The organism is Aeromonas sp. Y289-2, assembly GCF_027705925.1.
GTDB classification, from domain to species: Bacteria; Pseudomonadota; Gammaproteobacteria; order Enterobacterales; family Aeromonadaceae; genus Aeromonas; species Aeromonas veronii.
Genome location: NZ_JAPDCH010000008.1, coordinates 49,240 through 66,908, shown reverse-complemented (window position 1 = coordinate 66,908; position 17,669 = coordinate 49,240). Strand labels below are relative to the sequence as shown.

Genomic DNA, 17,669 nt, shown 5'->3' with positions numbered 1-17,669 from the left:
GTACTGATAGGGTGGGTGGTGCCTTCTTGGCGCCAGCCCGGTCACTTGAATATCTGATTACTCTGTTGGCCGGACAATCATCCGTCCCGTGTTTGTGAACGACGAATTCGCTCTGCCAACCAAATCGGCGGGTCGTTCCGCACACGGATCAGTTGGTGGTGACCCGGTTGACCTCGGCCAGACTGGTGACCCCGAGCCGGGCCTTCTCCAGTCCCGAGGTGCGCAGGGTGCGCATCCCCTCCTTCTGCGCGATAGCGGCGATTTGCAGGGAGTTGGCCCCCTGCATAATCAATTTGGCGATGTTCTCTGACATCAGCATGATTTCGTAGATGCCGACCCGCCCCTTGTAGCCGCCGGAACACTCCTTGCAACCGACCGGTTTGAACAGTCGCAGTCCGGCAGCCAGCTGCTGCGGCGTAAAGCCCAGCTCCAGCAGTTCGGCTTCCGGCACCACTTCCGGCGCTTTGCAGTGGTCGCACAGTTTACGGGCCAACCGCTGGGCCATGATCAGGGTGACCGAGGAGGCGATGTTGAAGGCCGGAACCCCCATGTTCATCATCCGGGTCAGGGTCTCGGCGGCGGAGTTGGTATGCAGGGTGGAGAGCACCAGGTGACCGGTCTGCGCCGCCTTGATAGCGATCTCGGCGGTTTCGAGATCGCGAATTTCACCCACCATCACCACATCCGGGTCTTGCCGCAGGAAGGAGCGCAGGGCGCTGGCAAAGGTGAGCCCCGCCTTGGGGTTGACCTGCACCTGGTTGACGCCGGGCAGGTTGATCTCCACCGGGTCTTCGGCGGTGGAGATGTTTACCTCGGTGGTGTTGAGAATATTGAGGCCGGTATAGAGCGAGACCGTTTTGCCCGAGCCGGTGGGGCCGGTCACCAGGATCATCCCCTGTGGCTTGGAGAGGGCGCGCAGGTACTGCGCCTTCTGCCGGTCATCAAAGCCGAGTTGTTCGATATTGAGGCGTGCCGCCGAGGAGTCGAGCAGACGGATAACGATCTTCTCCCCCCACATGGTGGGTAGGGTGTTGACCCGCATATCCATCGACTTGTTGCGCGACAGCTTCAGCTTGATGCGGCCATCCTGCGGCAGCCGCCGTTCGGCAATATCGAGTCGTGCCATAACCTTGAGGCGGGCGGAGAAGCGGTTGGAGAGGTTGACCGGCGGCGTAGCAATTTCATGCAAAATGCCATCGATGCGAAAGCGCACTCGATACTTGAACTCATAGGGCTCGAAGTGCAGGTCGGAGGCACCGCGCTTTATGGCATCCATCAGGATTTTGTTGATGTACTTGACGATGGGAGCATCGTCATCGGCAGTATTGACGCTCTCGTCCAGCCGACTGTTTTCGTCGGAGACTTCGAGATCAGAAATCTCGGACTCGTCGATATCCTCCATGCCGAGGGCGTCATTTTCGCTCTCCAGCAGCTTGCCGATGGCGGCGGTGAGCTTGTTCTCCTCCACCAGCAGCGCCTCGGTATGAAGGCCGAAGCTGAAGCCAAAGTCCTCCAACGCTGAGACATTGGTCGGGTCCGACATGGCGATATAGAGGGTGTGGCCCTGGGTGTAGATGGGCAGGACGTGGTGTTTCTCAATCAGCTTCTGATTGAGGTACTTCTGCGGGATCTCGGCCAAATCGAAGGCGGCAAGATCCAGCAGAGGTACCCCATACTCCAGCTCGCAAAAATCGGCGAGTGCCTTGCTATCGAGGATCTCGTTCTCTATCAGAAAGGTCACAAAGGGTTTGCGCTGGGCCTTGGCCTGGCTCAGATAGCGCTGGGAGTCCTCTTCACTGATCAGTGAAGAGGCGGCCAGGCTTAACGCCAGGCCGCTATTGGGGCTAGAAGTCATAAACAGAACTTAGCAGGCACCTTTACCTACACATGTTCCACCTTGAGTATCGTTGCTCTTATCATGATTCCATATTAGTTGGCCATTGTTGTTCAAAGTGCTGCGGAGAATATAGGTTAGACCTCCAACGGCGTTTGTTGCTGTGGCTGTTATTACTGGGCCAGCAGCAGATGTACCTGTAGCGAGGTTCATTGCAGCCACAACACCTCTGTCTGTAGCTCCGGTAAAGTTTGCTGGAATTCCATTTGAGTTAGCTGCGCATGCAGTTATAGCTGTACCGGACTGCACACAAAGTTCTACAGCTGTCTTCACTGGCCCTGTTGCTGCTATGACTTCTGAAAACTTAGCCTTCTGGGTGTAAGTCTGATAAGCCGGCAGCGCGACTGCCGCCAGAATGGCCACGATCGCGACCACGATCATCAGTTCAATAAGGGTAAAACCCGATTGTTTCTTCATTTGAAATATCCTTTTATCCTTGGTTCCTGGGAAGTGTCGGTAGAAAATCGTCCGAACGTCAGTATCTTATCCGAGCTGTCAGGGGTGGCAACAGAGATTGCTGCCTTTGTTAACTACTTTCATGTCATTTACCAAAAACTTGATGCGAGTCATAAAATAAGTGGCTTCTTATGACTCTTTGTTACGGGTGAAAGCGGGTCCGTCATTACACTCCTTTGCTGAGGGATCCTGCATAAAGAAAAGGCGCCCATGGCGCCTTTTGCAAGTTGTTTATCTGGTTAGGTCGAGTATTTGCTCAGGCCTGAGGGGTGAATCTCACTGCTGGATAAAGCGCATGGAGAGATCGAGCGCCCGTACATGCTTGGTCAGTGCCCCGACTGAGATAAAATCGACGCCGGTGGCGGCAAACTCTGCCAGAGTGTCGAGGGTGACATTGCCGGAGACTTCCAGCTTGGCGCGGCCCTGATTGATGGCGACGGCTTCGCGCATCATGGTCACGTCGAAGTTGTCGAGCATCACGATATCGGCCTTTGCCGCCAGCGCCTGTTCCAGCTCTGCCAGTGATTCCACTTCCACCTCTACCGGTTTACCCGGATTGAGATGACGAGCCTCATTAATCGCCTCGGCAATGCCGCCACAGGCGAGGATATGGTTCTCTTTGATGAGATAGGCGTCATAGAGGCCGATGCGGTGATTCTTGCCGCCGCCACAGGTGACCGCGTACTTCTGGGCGGTGCGCAGCCCGGGGATGGTTTTGCGGGTGTCGAGCAGACGGCAGTCGGTGCCCTCCAGCTCTGCCACGTAGCGTGCGGTGAGGGTGGCGACGCCGGAGAGGGTCTGGACAAAGTTCAGGGCATTGCGCTCGCCGGTCAGCAGCAGGCGGGCAGGGCCGTGGAGGCGGAACAGCTCCTGATTGGGGGAGAGCACTTCCCCATCCTGCACCTTCCATTCCACCTTCACGTCGCCGCCGAGTTGTACGAACACTTCATCGACCCAGGGCTGGCCGCAGAATACGCCGGCTTCGCGGGTGATGACCCGGGCAGTGGCCATCCGATCCGCCGGGATCAGCTGGGCTGTGATATCGGCGCTGTCGTCCGGTTGGTCCAGTGTGGTGAGGGCATCGCCCAGATCTTCGAGTAGTGCGGCGCGCACGGCGCGGCTGACATCCTGTTGAAACATGCCTTATTCCTGCAAGGGTCTGAGCAGCAGTTGCCGCTCCTTTTGAACCAGCTCCAGCCGACCGAGGGCGTTCATGCCAACCAGCACTTCGTCACCGTCTGCCGCCGGATTGATAAAGATGGCCAGATCGTACAAGGTCAATGGCCCCATCGCCAGCGTTTCGATGGTGCCGTTGCCGACCCGGATCTGCCCCGCAGCGGTATTGACCTGGCTGCTGCCGTGAGCGGTCAGGCCGAGCCGCTCGGCAACCTGCTGCGGGATGGTGATCCGGGTGGCGCCGGTATCGAGCAGCAGTTGCACCGGCTGGCCGTTGATGGCACCCTCCAGACGATAGTGGCCGCTCTGGTCGGCCCGCAGCAACAGCTCGCCGCTGGCGGTGACGCTTGGTTGGTTGCGGGAGTGAAAATAGAGGGTCAGCAGGCCCATCAAAGAGAGCCAGGCCAGTAACCACATCCAGCGTGCCGTGTGCTGCATACCCCATCCATATCGAGCGGAAGATGACTCAGCCTAACATACCATTTCCCTTTGATTCAGTGAGTTGGTGTCGGGTTGCCTATCAGGTATCTTCGTTTTCTCGCCATTTATCAGCCAACTCGAGTAGCCGATGACTCAACTCGCTTCGCAACCTTGTTTCTCTATCGATGCCGCTGGCTGGTGCCAGCAGGCGCGCTGGGTGCCTTCTCCCCATCACAACGAACGGGCCGCGCCGGATGATATCTCCCTGCTGGTGGTGCATGGCATCAGCCTGCCGCCAGGGGAGTTCGGCGGCCCCTTTATTGACGATCTCTTTATGGGGCGACTCGACCCTGAGGCTCACCCCTATTTTGCCGGTATCCATCAGCTGAGGGTCTCGGCCCACTGTCTGATCCGCCGTGATGGCGAGTTGGTGCAGTATGTGCCGTTCGGCGCGCGCGCCTGGCACGCTGGTGTCTCGAGCTGGCAGGGGAGGGAGGCATGCAATGACTTCTCCATCGGCATCGAGCTGGAAGGGACTGACGAAATCCCCTACACCGAGGCTCAATACCGGGCATTGGCAGGGCTCACTCGAGCTATCTCGGAGCGCTATCCGGCCATCACCCACGAAAAAATTGTCGGTCATTGCGATATCGCACCAGGGCGCAAGACGGATCCCGGAGCCAGTTTCCAGTGGGATTACTACCGTCAGTTACTAAACAGCTAAAGTAAATATTCAAATTTAGTTTGGATTTTAAAATCAATGGCTTGCCTATCTGGCAGGCCATTTTTGTCTCTGGTTGCGCAAATGTTATTTGTGAGCGAGGTCAAGAATATTGGTCAGACCATTTTCTATGAGCTAAATCATGTTTCCCCTGCTTTACCTCTTAAGTGGTGGGGCTGATTCTTGACTCAGATCATCTTTTGAGTGGACTTTTCAAAAGGCCTCTGCTAATTTTCGCCCCATCCATAAAATTGGTAATACCAATTTAACAAAGTAGCCTCATGCCCTATCGCAAGATTACGCAACCCAAGTTGGCCGACTCCATTGTCGCCGAGCTGGAACAGATGATTCTGGAAGGCAGCCTGCAACCGGGGCAGAAATTGCCTCCCGAGCGGGAACTCGCCATCCAGTTTCAGGTATCGCGCCCCTCCTTGCGCGAAGCCATCCAGCGACTGGAAGCGCGCGGATTGCTTTATCGCCGTCAGGGCGGCGGCACTTATGTGCAGAATGCCCTGAGCAAGGGGATCGCCGATCCTCTGTTCGAACTGCTCAGTACCCACCCGGAAGCCCAGTATGATCTGCTGGAGTTTCGCCACGCGCTGGAAGGCATCTGTGCCTACTATGCGGCCTTGAGGGGAACCGGGTCTGATTTCGAGCGTATTCGTCAGGTGCAAACCACCATCGAAGAGGCGGGCCAGCTGGGCTCGCTGGTGGCCGAATCGGCAGCCGTGACCCAGTTCTATCTGGCGGTGGCCGAGGCGTCCCACAACGTGGTGCTGCTGCACCTGCTGCGGGCCATGAGCCCGATGCTCGAACAGAACATTCTGCAGAATAACGAGATTTTGAATCGCCGCCCGGGAGTGGTAGCCAAGATACGTCGCCATCGCGCGAATCTGATCGAGGCTATTCTTTCGGGGGCTCCGGAGCGGGCCAGAACAGCTTGTCATGAGCATCTGGCCTTTATCGAGGACACCTTGTTGGATATGCAGAGGGAAGACAGCCGGATCCAGCGATCCATGCGTCGGATCCGTCAGCAGGAAAACTAATCCCACAAGGCTTTATTGTCGAATGCTTGCGCCCTTCGCCGTGCAATGCCGTGCAATCACAACAACATAGGAACCAGCCATGTCTGATATCCTGAAGAACGATGTGGACCCGATAGAAACGCTGGAGTGGCTTGCCTCTCTGGAATCCCTGCTGCGTGAAGAGGGTCCGCAACGCGCTCAGTTCATCCTTGAACAGTTGGCCGAGAAAGCCCGCGTAAGCGGTGTGGACGTGGCTGCCAAGGCAAATCGCGATTACATCAACACCATCCCGTCCAGCGACGAGCCGGACTACCCGGGTGACCTGGAGATGGAACGCCGCATTCGCGCCATCATCCGCTGGAACGCCATGATGATCGTGCTGCGCGCGTCCAAGAAAGACCTGGACCTGGGTGGTCACATGTCTTCCTTCGCTTCTTCTGCGACCATCTATGATGTCTGCTTCAACCACTTCTTCCGTGCTCGCAACGAGAAGGATGGTGGCGATCTGGTTTACTTCCAGGGTCACATCTCCCCGGGCATCTATGCTCGTGCCTTTGCTGAAGGTCGTCTGACCGAAGAGCAGCTGGACAACTTCCGTCAGGAAGTGGACGGCAAGGGTATCCCTTCCTATCCGCACCCGAAACTGATGCCGGACTTCTGGCAGTTCCCGACCGTATCCATGGGTCTGGGCCCCATCGCCGCCATCTATCAGGCTCGCTTCCTGAAGTACCTGACCGACCGTGGCATCAAGGATTGCTCCGAGCAGACCGTTTACGCCTTCCTGGGTGACGGCGAGATGGACGAGCCGGAAGCCAAGGGCGCCCTGACCGTTGCTGTGCGTGAAAAGCTCGACAACCTGGTGTTCGTGGTCAACTGCAACCTGCAGCGTCTGGATGGTCCGGTTGTCGGTAACGGCAAGGTCATCAACGAGCTGGAAGGCCTGTTCGCTGGCGCCGGTTGGGATGTCACCAAGGTGATCTGGGGTCGCAAGTGGGATGAGCTGCTGAAGAAAGACACTTCCGGCAAGCTGATCCAGCTGATGAACGAGACCGTGGACGGTGACTACCAGACCATGAAGTCCCGCGACGGTGGCTACATCCGCGAGCACTTCTTCAACCGTTATCCGGAAACTGCCGCGCTGGTCAAAGACATGACCGACGAGGAGATCTTCGCTCTGAACCGCGGTGGTCACGATCCTCGCAAACTGTTCGCCGCGTTCAACAAGGCGACCCAGACCAAGGGCAAGCCGACCGTTATTCTGGCCAAGACCATCAAGGGTTACGGCATGGGTGAAGCGGCTGAAGGCAAGAACATCGCTCACCAGGTCAAGAAGATGGAGCTGGACTCCGTGCGTCACCTGCGTGACCGCTTCAACCTGCCGGTGGCTGACGAGCAGCTGGCCGATCTGCCTTACCTGAAGATCGAAGCCGGTTCTGCCGAGCACAAATACCTGCACGACCGTCGCACCGCCCTGAAAGGCTATGTGCCGACCCGTCTGCGCGAAAGCACCACCAAGCTGGAAATCCCGGCACTGGATGCCTTCGGCCCGCTGCTGGGTGAGCAGGCGCGCGAAATCTCCACCACCATGGCGTTCGTGCGTTCCCTGAACGTGATGCTGAAAGACAAGTCCATCGGCAAGCGCATCGTTCCGATCCTCGCTGACGAAGCCCGTACCTTCGGTATGGAAGGTCTGTTCCGCCAGATCGGTATCTACAGCCCGCACGGTCAGCAGTACACCCCGCAAGACCGCGACATCGTCTCCTACTACAAGGAAGACAAGCAGGGTCAGGTTCTGCAAGACGGTATCAACGAGCTGGGCGCCATGTCCTCCTGGCTGGCTGCTGCGACCTCTTACAGCACCAACGACTGCCCGATGATCCCGTTCTACATCTATTACTCCATGTTCGGCTTCCAGCGGATCGGCGACATGGCGTGGGCAGCCGGTGACCAGCAAGCCCGTGGCTTCCTGCTGGGTGCGACCTCCGGTCGTACTACCCTGAACGGCGAAGGTTTGCAGCACGAAGATGGTCACAGCCACATCCTGGCGAACACCATCCCGAACTGCATCTCCTACGACCCGTCCTACGCCTATGAAGTGGCGGTGATCGTACAGGACGGCCTGCGCCGCATGTACGGTGAGAACCCGGAGAACGTGTTCTACTACATCACCACCCTGAACGAGAACTACGCCATGCCGGCCATGCCGGAAGGCGCCGAGGAAGGCATCCGCAAGGGTATCTACAAGCTGGAATCCGTCGCCGGTGCCAAGGCGAAAGTTCAGCTGCTGGGTTGTGGCTCCATCCTGGGTCACGTGCGCAAGGCTGCCCAGATCCTGGCCAGCGAGTATGGCATCGGTTCCGATGTATTCAGCGTCACCTCCTTCAACGAGCTGGCTCGTGACGGTCAGGACGCGGATCGCTGGAACATGCTGCACCCGACTGCCGAAGCTCGCGTACCGTACATCGCTCAGGTACTGGGTTCTGAAGCCACCATCGCTGCGACCGACTATATGAAGTCCTTCGCCGATCAGGTTCGCGCCTTTGTTCCGACCGAGAATTACCGCGTGCTGGGTACCGACGGTTACGGCCGTTCCGACAGCCGTGCCAACCTGCGTCGTCACTTCGAAGTGAACGAGTTCTACGTGGTGGTTGCTGCCCTGACCGAACTGGCCAAGCGCGGCGAGGTAGACAAGCAGGTTGTGGCCGACGCCATCGCCAAGTACGGCATCGATGCCGACAAGGTCAACCCGCTGTACGCGTAAGTGGATCAAGGGTCGCGCCGTCATGCGGCGTGACCCTGCCAGGATTTAAAACGGTTAACGCGAGATGTGCGTGGCGGCATCAGCCAGCCACGCGGATCGACGCAAGAGGATAAAGCACAATGTCCAAACAGATTATGGTGCCGGATATCGGCGCCGATGAAGTTGAAGTCACCGAGATCATGGTGGCCGTGGGTGACAAGGTCGAGCTGGACCAGTCCATCATCGCGGTAGAAGGCGACAAGGCCTCCATGGAAGTTCCGGCCCCGTCCGCCGGTATCGTCAAAGAGATCCTGATCAAGGTGGGCGACAAGGTTGCCACCGGTTCCCAGATCATGATCTTCGAAGCCGAAGGCGCTGCCGCCCCTGCTGAAGTGGCTGCACCGGTTGCTGCTGCTCCGGCCGCCGCACCTGCCGCTGCCGTGCGCAAAGATGTGCACGTGCCGGACATCGGTGACGACGAAGTGGACGTGACTGAAATCATGGTTGCCGTGGGCGACATGGTTGAAGCCGACCAATCCATCATCGCCGTGGAAGGTGACAAGGCCTCCATGGAAGTACCGGCACCGTTCGCAGGCCGCGTAGTCGAGATCAAGGTTGCCGCTGGTGCCAAGGTCTCTACCGGCTCTCTGGTGATGGTATTTGAAGTGGCTGGCGCTGCGCCTGCTGCCGTTGCTGCTCCGGCCCAAGCTGCCGCGCCGGTGGCTGCTGCCCCGGTTGCCGCTGCGGCCAAAGAGGTCAACGTACCGGATATCGGTGGCGACGAAGTGGAAGTCACCGAGATCATGGTTGCGGTGGGTGACAAGGTTGAAGCCGACCAGTCCCTGATCGCCGTGGAAGGTGACAAGGCCTCCATGGAAGTGCCTGCGCCGTTCGCCGGTGTGGTCAAAGAGATCAAGGTGAAGGCGGGTGACAAGGTCTCCACCGGTTCCCTGATCATGGTATTCGAAGTGGCTGGCGCTGCTCCTGCCGCCGCGCCGGTTGCTCAAGCTGCCGCTCCGGTCGCTGCATCCCCTGTTGCCGCTGCTCCGGCTCCGGTTGCCCAGGCTGCTGCCGCTGCGACCGATTTCGTTGCCAACGACGCCTACGTGCACGCTTCTCCGGCAGTACGCCGTCTGGCGCGCGAGTTCGGCGTCAACCTGGCCAAGGTGAAAGCCTCCGGTCGCAAGGGCCGTATCGTCAAAGAAGACGTGCAAGCCTACGTGAAGGATGCCATCAAGCGTGCCGAGTCCGCTCCTGCCTCTGCCGGCGTAGCCGGTGGCAACGGTCTGGGCGTACTGCCGTGGCCGAAGGTAGACTTCAGCAAGTTCGGTGATGTGGAAGAGGTCGAGCTGACCCGCATCCAGAAGATCTCCGGTCCGAACCTGCACCGCAACTGGGTCATGATTCCTCATGTCACCCAGTTCGACGAAGCCGATACCACCGAGCTGGAAGCGTTCCGCAAAGAGCAGAACGCGATGCTCGAGAAGCAGAAGGCAGACGTGAAGATCACCCCGCTGGTGTTCATCCTGAAAGCCGCCGCCAAGGCGCTGGAAGCTCACCCGCGCTTCTGCAGCTCCCTGTCCGAAGATGGCAGCAAGCTGATCATGAAGAAGTACATCCACATCGGTGTGGCGGTAGATACCCCCAACGGTCTGGTTGTGCCTGTGGTGCGCGATGTTAACAAGAAGGGCATCATGGAGCTGTCTCGCGATCTGGCCGAGATCTCCAAGAAGGCCCGTGCCGGCAAGCTGACCGCTGCCGACATGCAGGGCGGTTGCTTCACCATCTCCAGCCTGGGTGGCATCGGCGGTACCAGCTTTACCCCGATCGTCAACGCGCCGGAAGTGGCCATCCTGGGCGTATCCAAGTCCGAGATGAAGCCGAAGTGGAACGGTAAAGAGTTTGCGCCGCGCCTGATGCTGCCGCTGGCTCTGAGCTACGACCACCGCGTGATCGATGGTGCCGATGGGGCTCGCTTCATCACCACCATGAACGGCGTGCTGTCCGACATTCGTCGACTGGTCCTGTAAGTGAGAGGGCGGGCCCAGAGCCTGCCCTTTTTACTTCTCATTTCATTAACATGATCGTAAACTTGCCCCGTTTTTTTCACGGCTGCAGCCACCCGTTTCGGTATAAGACTGCGCTGTCCGGGGATATAAGAACGACAAAGAGGTCATGATGAGTAAAGAAATCAAAACCCAGGTCGTAGTACTGGGTGCTGGCCCTGCCGGTTATTCCGCTGCTTTCCGTGCAGCCGATCTGGGTCTGGATACTATTATCGTCGAGCGTTACTCCACCCTGGGTGGCGTCTGCCTGAACGTGGGCTGCATCCCCTCCAAGGCGCTGCTGCACGTTGCCAAAGTGATTGAAGAAGCCAAGGCGCTGGCCGAGCACGGCATCGTCTTCGGTGCCCCGCAGACCGACATCGACAAGATCCGTCTGTGGAAAGAGAAGGTTATCAACCAGCTGACCGGCGGTCTGGCTGGCATGGCCAAGATGCGTAAAGTTCAGGTTGTTAACGGCTTGGGTAAATTTACCGGCCCGAACACCCTGGAAGTTGAAGGTGCCGACGGCAAGACTACCGTGACCTTCGACAACGCCATCATCGCGGCCGGTTCCCGTCCGGTGAAGCTGCCGTTCATTCCCCACGATGACCCGCGCGTATGGGACTCTACCGATGCGCTGGAGCTGAAAACCGTTCCTGGCAAACTGCTGGTTATCGGTGGCGGCATCATCGGCCTGGAGATGGGTACCGTTTACTCCTCTCTGGGTTCCGAGATCGACGTGGTGGAATTTGCCGACCAGCTGGTTCCGGCTGCCGACAAAGACATCGTCAAGATCTACACCAAGCGCGTCGCCAAGAAATTCAATATCATGCTGGAGACCAAGGTCACCGCAGTTGAAGCTCGCGAAGACGGCCTGTACGTCTCCTATGAAGGCAAGCACGCTCCGGCCGAGCCGGTTCGTTACGACAACGTGCTGGTTGCGGTAGGTCGTGTGCCGAACGGCAAGATGCTGGATGCCGAGAAGGCAGGCGTTGCCGTGACCGAGCGCGGTTTCATCGAGGTGGACAAGCAGCTGCGTACCAACGTGGCGCACATCCACGCCATCGGTGACATCGTTGGCCAGCCGATGCTGGCACACAAAGGTGTTCACGAAGGTCACGTTGCCGCCGAAGTGATCGCCGGCAAGAAGCACTACTTCGACCCGAAAGTGATCCCGTCCATCGCCTACACCGAGCCAGAGATGGCATGGGTTGGTCTGACCGAGAAGGAAGCAAAGCAACAGGGCCTGAACTTCGAAGTCGCCACCTTCCCGTGGGCTGCTTCCGGTCGCGCCATTGCGTCCGACTGCTCCGACGGTATGACCAAGCTGATCTTCGACAAGGAGAGCGGCCGCGTCATCGGTGGTGCCATCGTGGGTACCAACGGTGGTGAACTGCTGGGTGAAATCGGTCTGGCCATCGAAATGGGTGCGGACGCCGAAGATATCGCGCTGACCATCCACGCTCACCCGACTCTGCACGAGTCCGTGGGTCTGGCTGCCGAAGTGTTCGAAGGCTCCATCACCGATCTGCCGAACGCCAAGGCCAAGAAGAAAAAGTAATTTTCTTCCCCGTTTGTCTAAAAAGCCGCTCGAATGAGCGGCTTTTTGTTTTCTCCTTGCTGCCCCGACTTCGACAAAGCCCAATATGCTAAAGATAGGTTTTGGCACTGATGAGAGAGGCACGATGCTAGAAGCACCCATTCCACCCGATGAGGCATTGCGGCTGGAGACCCTGCGGCGGCTCTCTTTGCTCGATTCAGAGGCTGAGGAGCGGTTTGACCGGCTGACCCGCATGGCCCGACGGGTGTTCAATGTCCCCATCGCGCTGGTGAGTCTGGTGGATGAAGATCGCCAGTGGTTCAAATCCTGTATCGGACTGGAGGTCCGTGAGACCGCGCGGGACATCTCGTTCTGTGGCCACGCCATCATGGGCAATGAGACCTTTATCGTGCCGGATGCTTCGCAGGATCCCCGCTTTGCCGACAATCCGCTGGTGGTGGGTGGGCCCGGCATCCGCTTCTATGCCGGACAGCCACTGCGGATCGCCAACGGCTGCAAACTGGGGACGCTCTGCATCATCGATACGGTGCCGCGGGAATTGAGTGAGGAGGATGTGGGGCTGCTCAAGGATCTGGCGGCGATGGTGGTGCGGGAGCTCGAAGCGGTGCAGCTGGCCACCATTGATGAGTTGACCCTGATCTCCAATCGGCGCGGGTTCGTGATGCTGGCGGAGAAGAGCCTCTCGCTGGCCAGTCGCTTGCAGATGCCGCTGGCGCTGCTCTATCTGGATCTCAATGGCTTCAAGGGGATCAACGATCGGTGGGGGCATGCAGAAGGGGATCGGGCCCTGATCGCCTTTGCCACTCTGCTCAAGCAGGCTTTTCGGGGCGCAGACGTGTTTGCCCGCATGGGCGGTGATGAGTTCGCCGTCCTGTTGCCCAATGTGCTAGAGGCGCAGGCACAACTAGCCTATGAGCGTTTCAATGCCATGTTGGCCGAGCACAATCAGCACAGTGGTTGCGGCTATGCGCTGACCTGCAGCACCGGGATTGTCTGCTATGACGGACGCGGCTGTGTCTCCCTGGCCGAGCTGCTCACCCGCGCGGATGAGCTGATGTATCAGCGCAAACGGGATGGCAAGGGCTGACTGCTATGCCGGATTAGCCGCCACCAAAACAACAGAGAGCGCCACGGCGCTCTCTGTTGTTGATGGCTCAGGTCAAGGTCGGGGTCAGAGCCGGAAGTTGCCGACCAGCTTGTCCAGCTGACCGGAGAGCTGTTGCAGGCTGCGGCTCGACTCGGTCAGCTGGTGGGCGATATCGGCGGTCTCCATGGTGAGCTGGTTGATATCTTCCACGTTGCGGTTGATCTCGCCGACCACGCTGGACTGCTCCTCGGTGGCGGTGGCGACCTGAATATTCATGTCGTTGATCTGGGTGATGTGGGCGGTGATCTGGCCGAGGGCGGCGTTGGCCTCATCGGCCTGGCTCACCACCTCCAGACTCTGGTTGCGCCCCTGTGCCATGGCGCTGACCGCGCGGGCACTCTGCTCCTGCAGGCGGTTGATCATCCCCTGGATCTCGGCGGTCGAGGCGGCGGAGCGGTTGGCCAGATTGCGCACTTCATCTGCCACCACGGCGAAACCGCGACCCTGTTCACCGGCGCGCGCGGCCTCGATGGCGGCGTTCAGTGCCAGCAGGTTGGTCTGCTCCGAGATGCTGCGGATGGTTTCGAGGATGCTGCCGATGGAGTCGGTCTGGCTCGCCAGCGACTCGATAACCCCTGCCACCTGCTCAATCTCGCCAGAGAGGTCGACGATGCCGTGTCGCGCCTGAGCTACCACAACTGCCCCTGCATCGGCCTGATCGTTGGCCTGTCTAGCTACTTCGGCTGCCAGAGAGGCGTTACCGGCGATCTCGCTCACCGTGGCCCCCATTTCGTGGATGGCGGTGGCCACCTGCACGGTGCGGTCACGCTGGGCAGTACAGTTGTGCTGGGTCAGCTGCGCCTTGTTGGCCACCTCGTTGGCGGTGGCCGCGAGCTGGCGGGAGTTCTCTGCCACCTGCTCGATGGATCCGTGGATCTTGGCGACGAAGTTGTTGAAGCCGGTGGCGACCTGACTCAGTTCGTCACGCCCCTCCACTTTCAGGCGCTGGGTGAGATCACCATCGCCGCTGCCCAGCTCCTTGAACAGGCGGGCCAACTCGTTGAGCGGGCGGCTGACCGAGCCTGCCAGCAGCATCCCCATCAGCCCCATGGCCAGCGCAATCACCAGCGAGATCATCAGGATCTCGTTGCGGGTCTGATCCAGCTCGGCATAGATCTCGGCTTGCGGCACCTGGGCCACCAGATACCAGTCGAGCAGCGGGATATAGCTGCTGGCCAGTACCATGGGCTCGCCATTGACTTCGGCGTTGATGACGGCAAAGGGGCGTTTGGCCAGCAGGCTGCCGGTATCACCGCTGGCAATGTTGCCAAGCGTGTCACGCTCGATGCGGTTGGCCTCGGGGTGCAGCTTCACCTTGCCGCTGCCATCGACCATAAAGACGATGCCGCTCTCTTCCAGCCGGAAGTTGGAGACCATGGTCACCATGGTGTCGAGGGATTTGGCAAAGCCGGCCAGCCCGCGCCCGTTGAGCTGCTGGAAGTTGACGAACAGCTTCACCTCGCCGTTGCTCTCGCGGAAGATGCTGAGGGTCATCTCCTTCTGGCTCTTGGTGTAGTCATAGAACCAGGCATCTTGCGTGGGGGTCAGGTTGCGCAGAAAGCCATCCTGGTTGTAGTAGGCTGCACTCTGGCGATCTGCGAAGGAGGCGGTCACCAGACCATACTGGTTGGCCACATCCTTGAGCTGGTTGATGAGGATTGGCTCCTGCTCTTTGGGCATGCCCCGATCCACCCAGTCGAGGATGAAGCGGTCGGTGGCCAGTTGGCGGGCGGCCTGGGCGATGCCGTGGAGATCCTGTTCAATCTCCTTGCTGATCCGCTGGGTCAGGTTGGGGAGCTCCTGCTCGAACATCCGGTTTTCGATCAGTTGCTGGGCCGAGCGTTGGCTGAAGTAGCCTACCAGCAGGCAGGAGACGACCACGGCCAGGGTGACCGTGGCCAGTATTTTCTGTTTAAGAGTGAGGGTTGCCAGCATAAAGGTGCTCAAAAGGTTGAGATTGACGACGCTCATATTAGCGGCAGCGCGGCGCTACCCATGAGGCTTGCAGCCCTTTATTTGCGGATTACGTTTGCGCTCACAGGGGCGGCGGCGTGCCCCTTCGCCATGCAGCACAGGCGGGAGGTGGATTGACGGTTGCGCTAACTGCCGGGCCCCTTATAGTAGAGGCCATCCTTGGTGACTGACCCTCTGAATAATATGGAAAATATGATGCGCAGCTTAGGTGCGGGATGGACCCGTCTGCTTTTGGTGATGCTGGCGGCGATGCCGCTGCTGGCTGTGGCGGCACAGGGGGAGCGCCCGAAAATTGCGGTGGTGCTCAGCGGCGGCGGCGCCAAGGGGGCGGCCCATATCGGCATCCTCAAGGTGCTGGAGCAGAAACGGATTCCGGTCGACATCATAGTCGGCACCAGCATGGGCTCTTATGTGGCGGGGATGTATGCCATGGGGCTCAGTGCCGAGGAGGTGGAGCGCACCACTTTGGCCATCGACTGGAACAAGGGGTATCAGGACAAGGTGGGCCGCGACGAGCTGTCGTTGCGCAAGAAGCAGCAAAACGAGCAGTACCAACTGCGCACCGACATCGGGGTGAATGGCGACACCACCCAGCTGCCGGACGGTTTCTTCCAGGGCCAATCCATGGCCAGCCTGCTGCGGGGGGCCACCTCCAACCTGCCGGTGCAGGAGAGCTTCGATGATCTCCCCATTCCCTACCGCGCCATGGCGACCGACATGGAGACGGTCACCCCCTTTGTGCTGGATCACGGCAGTCTGGCCAAGGCGATGCAGGCCTCTATGTCCATTCCCGGCGCCCTCAAGCCGGTGGAGTGGGAGGGGCACATCCTGGCGGACGGCGGTAGCGTCAACAACATGCCGGTGGATGTCGCCAAGGCGATGGGGGCCGACGTGGTGATCGCGGTGGATATCAGTGCCAAGCTGCGTACCCGGGAGTCCCTCAAGTCAGGGTTGGCGATGATTGACCAGCTCACCACCTACATGACCCAGGTGGGCACCGACAAGCAGAAGGCGCTGATGGGACCGAAGGATATTCTGATCGCCCCCGAGTTTGGCGATATGGGGATCGCCGACTTTGCCCGGATGCCGGAGGGGATCAAGATCGGTGAGACGGCGGCTGACAAGGTGTCGCTGCAACTCGATAAGCTGTCGCTCACCAAGGCGCAGTACAACGCCTATCGCAACCAGAAGCTGAGCCGCCGTGCCGAGCGTAGCGGTCAGCCCGCCTACTTCATCGACAAGGTGGAGATCATCAACAAGTCGCGCCTCTCCGATGAGACGGTGCGCGCCATGCTGAAAGTGCGGCCGGACAAGGTACAGACCAACGAGAGTCTGGAGGCGGGCATTCGCCGCCTCTATGCCCTTGAGTCGTTCGATCGCATCACCTACGAGGTGGAGGAGCGTGACGGGGAAAACGTGCTGCTGGTGGACGCCAGCGAGAAGAACTGGGGGCCGGGCTACCTCAACTTCCAGTTCGGTTTCACCGATGACTTCGAGAACACCTCCAACTACAACGTCGGCATGTCCTATACCCTCACCAACGTCAACGAGTGGGGGGCGGAGTGGCTGACCGAGGCGTCGCTGGGCACGGCCAAACATATCAAGACCGACTTCTATACTCCGCTCGAACCCTCCCAGACCTTCTATGGTGAGGCGAGTCTGGCCTATGACCAGACCCTGCGCCGGCTGTTTTTCCCCAATCCGGATCCCGAGGCGGTTTCGATAAGCTATCTCGACTCCGAATACTCCTTCTTCAGCGGCGATCTGGCGGTGGGCTGGAACCGCCAGCCCTGGAGCAGGTTGTCGATGGGGCTGGAGGGACAACTGGGCACGATTGATGTGAAGAACTTCAAGGGGCTGGAGATGGATGCCACGGCGTGGGGCCCCTATGTCCGCTTTGAACACGACAATCTGGATAGCCTCTATTTCCCCTATCAGGGGGTGAAATGGGACATGAAACTGGGCCACTCCCACGTCAGTGTGGATGGACTTGAGTCAGCAGATGGGCGCAGTGAAGGCTGGAATTATCAGCTCTCGATGATCAAGCCCTGGTCATGGGACAGGCACAGCCTCAACCTGATCCTCGAAGGGGGTGGCTCGGGCAGTGAAGAGGTGGTGCCGCTGCATATTCAGGATCTGGGCGGGCTGTTCCGCCTCTCCGGTTTCCAGCGCTACCAGCTAAGCGGTCGCTACAGCCTGTTTGGTGGCCTGCGTTACATCTATCGGGTGGCAGATAATGACTTTGGTGCCCTCAAGATGCCGCTCTATCTGGGTGGATCTCTGGAGCAGGGCGGGGTCTGGAACAAGGGTGAGGATATCAGTCTGGAGAGCTCGTTTACCGCCGGGTCGGTTTATGTCGGGGTGGAGAGCTTCCTTGGCCCTGTGTTCCTCGGCTACGGCATGGCGGAGGGGGGCAATGACGTCTTCTATCTGCAATTGGGCAGTACGTTCGAATAATGCCGAAATGATGCCAATTTGTTAACTCTGGTTGAGGGCGTTCAATTAATTTT

The 17,669-nt window shown here is 59.1% G+C and carries 12 protein-coding genes; 7 read left to right on the top strand and 5 right to left on the bottom strand.

Annotated features, from left to right (window positions below; translation table 11 throughout):
- Positions 1 to 148 precede the first annotated feature (148 nt).
- From tapB to OKC43_RS13210, 4 genes are all read right to left on the bottom strand, one after another.
- On the bottom strand, positions 149 to 1,855 hold the full coding sequence (gene tapB / locus OKC43_RS13225; protein WP_005336134.1) for a PilB family type IVa pilus assembly ATPase TapB: 1,707 nt from the start codon (positions 1,853 to 1,855) through the stop codon (positions 149 to 151).
- A 9-nt stretch (positions 1,856 to 1,864) separates the two neighbouring features.
- On the bottom strand, positions 1,865 to 2,311 hold the full coding sequence (locus tag OKC43_RS13220) for a pilin (RefSeq protein WP_236271771.1): 447 nt from the start codon (positions 2,309 to 2,311) through the stop codon (positions 1,865 to 1,867).
- 315 nt (positions 2,312 to 2,626) lie between these two features.
- On the bottom strand, positions 2,627 to 3,490 hold the full coding sequence (gene nadC, locus OKC43_RS13215) for a carboxylating nicotinate-nucleotide diphosphorylase (protein ID WP_236271772.1): 864 nt from the start codon (positions 3,488 to 3,490) through the stop codon (positions 2,627 to 2,629).
- A gap of 3 nt (positions 3,491 to 3,493) precedes the next feature.
- Complete coding sequence (locus OKC43_RS13210) at positions 3,494 to 3,964, bottom strand: retropepsin-like aspartic protease family protein (protein ID WP_040068932.1); 471 nt, start codon at positions 3,962 to 3,964, stop codon at positions 3,494 to 3,496.
- 130 nt (positions 3,965 to 4,094) lie between these two features.
- On the opposite strand from OKC43_RS13210, the gene ampD reads away from it, so the two are divergent.
- From ampD to OKC43_RS13180, 6 genes are all read left to right on the top strand, one after another.
- On the top strand, positions 4,095 to 4,670 hold the full coding sequence (ampD, locus tag OKC43_RS13205; protein WP_236271773.1) for a 1,6-anhydro-N-acetylmuramyl-L-alanine amidase AmpD: 576 nt from the start codon (positions 4,095 to 4,097) through the stop codon (positions 4,668 to 4,670).
- A gap of 278 nt (positions 4,671 to 4,948) precedes the next feature.
- Complete coding sequence (gene pdhR / locus OKC43_RS13200; RefSeq protein ID WP_005336127.1) at positions 4,949 to 5,713, top strand: pyruvate dehydrogenase complex transcriptional repressor PdhR; 765 nt, start codon at positions 4,949 to 4,951, stop codon at positions 5,711 to 5,713.
- 79 nt (positions 5,714 to 5,792) lie between these two features.
- Entirely contained in the window at positions 5,793 to 8,453 is a 2,661-nt protein-coding gene (gene aceE / locus OKC43_RS13195; protein ID WP_005355086.1) for a pyruvate dehydrogenase (acetyl-transferring), homodimeric type, read from the top strand.
- Positions 8,454 to 8,572: 119 nt separating this feature from the next.
- Positions 8,573 to 10,462: a pyruvate dehydrogenase complex dihydrolipoyllysine-residue acetyltransferase gene (gene aceF, locus OKC43_RS13190; RefSeq protein WP_236271774.1), complete on the top strand. Its 1,890-nt coding sequence runs from the start codon at positions 8,573 to 8,575 to the stop codon at positions 10,460 to 10,462.
- Between the two features lie 148 nt (positions 10,463 to 10,610).
- On the top strand, positions 10,611 to 12,038 hold the full coding sequence (gene lpdA, locus OKC43_RS13185; RefSeq protein WP_005336123.1) for a dihydrolipoyl dehydrogenase: 1,428 nt from the start codon (positions 10,611 to 10,613) through the stop codon (positions 12,036 to 12,038).
- 124 nt (positions 12,039 to 12,162) lie between these two features.
- Entirely contained in the window at positions 12,163 to 13,125 is a 963-nt protein-coding gene (locus OKC43_RS13180; protein WP_236271775.1) for a sensor domain-containing diguanylate cyclase, read from the top strand.
- An 84-nt stretch (positions 13,126 to 13,209) separates the two neighbouring features.
- Here the strand turns inward: OKC43_RS13180 and OKC43_RS13175 are convergent, their stop codons facing one another.
- Positions 13,210 to 15,120: a methyl-accepting chemotaxis protein gene (locus OKC43_RS13175; RefSeq protein ID WP_129503161.1), complete on the bottom strand. Its 1,911-nt coding sequence runs from the start codon at positions 15,118 to 15,120 to the stop codon at positions 13,210 to 13,212.
- Between the two features lie 234 nt (positions 15,121 to 15,354).
- Between OKC43_RS13175 and OKC43_RS13170 the strand changes: the two genes are divergently transcribed.
- The gene (locus OKC43_RS13170) at positions 15,355 to 17,616 is read left to right on the top strand and encodes a patatin-like phospholipase family protein (protein WP_236271806.1); all 2,262 of its coding nucleotides are present in this window, start codon (positions 15,355 to 15,357) and stop codon (positions 17,614 to 17,616) included.
- The last annotated feature ends 53 nt before the right edge of the window (positions 17,617 to 17,669 follow it).

Excerpts from the sequence above, each read along its gene's own strand:
- tapB (WP_005336134.1), bottom strand. The coding sequence starts at position 1,855 with ATGACTTCTAGCCCCAATAGCGGCCTGGCGTTAAGCCTGGCCGCCTCT.
- OKC43_RS13220 (WP_236271771.1), bottom strand. The coding sequence starts at position 2,311 with ATGAAGAAACAATCGGGTTTTACCCTTATTGAACTGATGATCGTGGTC.
- nadC (WP_236271772.1), bottom strand. The coding sequence starts at position 3,490 with ATGTTTCAACAGGATGTCAGCCGCGCCGTGCGCGCCGCACTACTCGAA.
- OKC43_RS13210 (WP_040068932.1), bottom strand. The coding sequence starts at position 3,964 with ATGCAGCACACGGCACGCTGGATGTGGTTACTGGCCTGGCTCTCTTTG.
- ampD (WP_236271773.1), top strand. The coding sequence starts at position 4,095 with ATGACTCAACTCGCTTCGCAACCTTGTTTCTCTATCGATGCCGCTGGC.
- pdhR (WP_005336127.1), top strand. The coding sequence starts at position 4,949 with ATGCCCTATCGCAAGATTACGCAACCCAAGTTGGCCGACTCCATTGTC.
- aceE (WP_005355086.1), top strand. The coding sequence starts at position 5,793 with ATGTCTGATATCCTGAAGAACGATGTGGACCCGATAGAAACGCTGGAG.
- aceF (WP_236271774.1), top strand. The coding sequence starts at position 8,573 with ATGTCCAAACAGATTATGGTGCCGGATATCGGCGCCGATGAAGTTGAA.
- lpdA (WP_005336123.1), top strand. The coding sequence starts at position 10,611 with ATGAGTAAAGAAATCAAAACCCAGGTCGTAGTACTGGGTGCTGGCCCT.
- OKC43_RS13180 (WP_236271775.1), top strand. The coding sequence starts at position 12,163 with ATGCTAGAAGCACCCATTCCACCCGATGAGGCATTGCGGCTGGAGACC.
- OKC43_RS13175 (WP_129503161.1), bottom strand. The coding sequence starts at position 15,120 with ATGCTGGCAACCCTCACTCTTAAACAGAAAATACTGGCCACGGTCACC.
- OKC43_RS13170 (WP_236271806.1), top strand. The coding sequence starts at position 15,355 with ATGCGCAGCTTAGGTGCGGGATGGACCCGTCTGCTTTTGGTGATGCTG.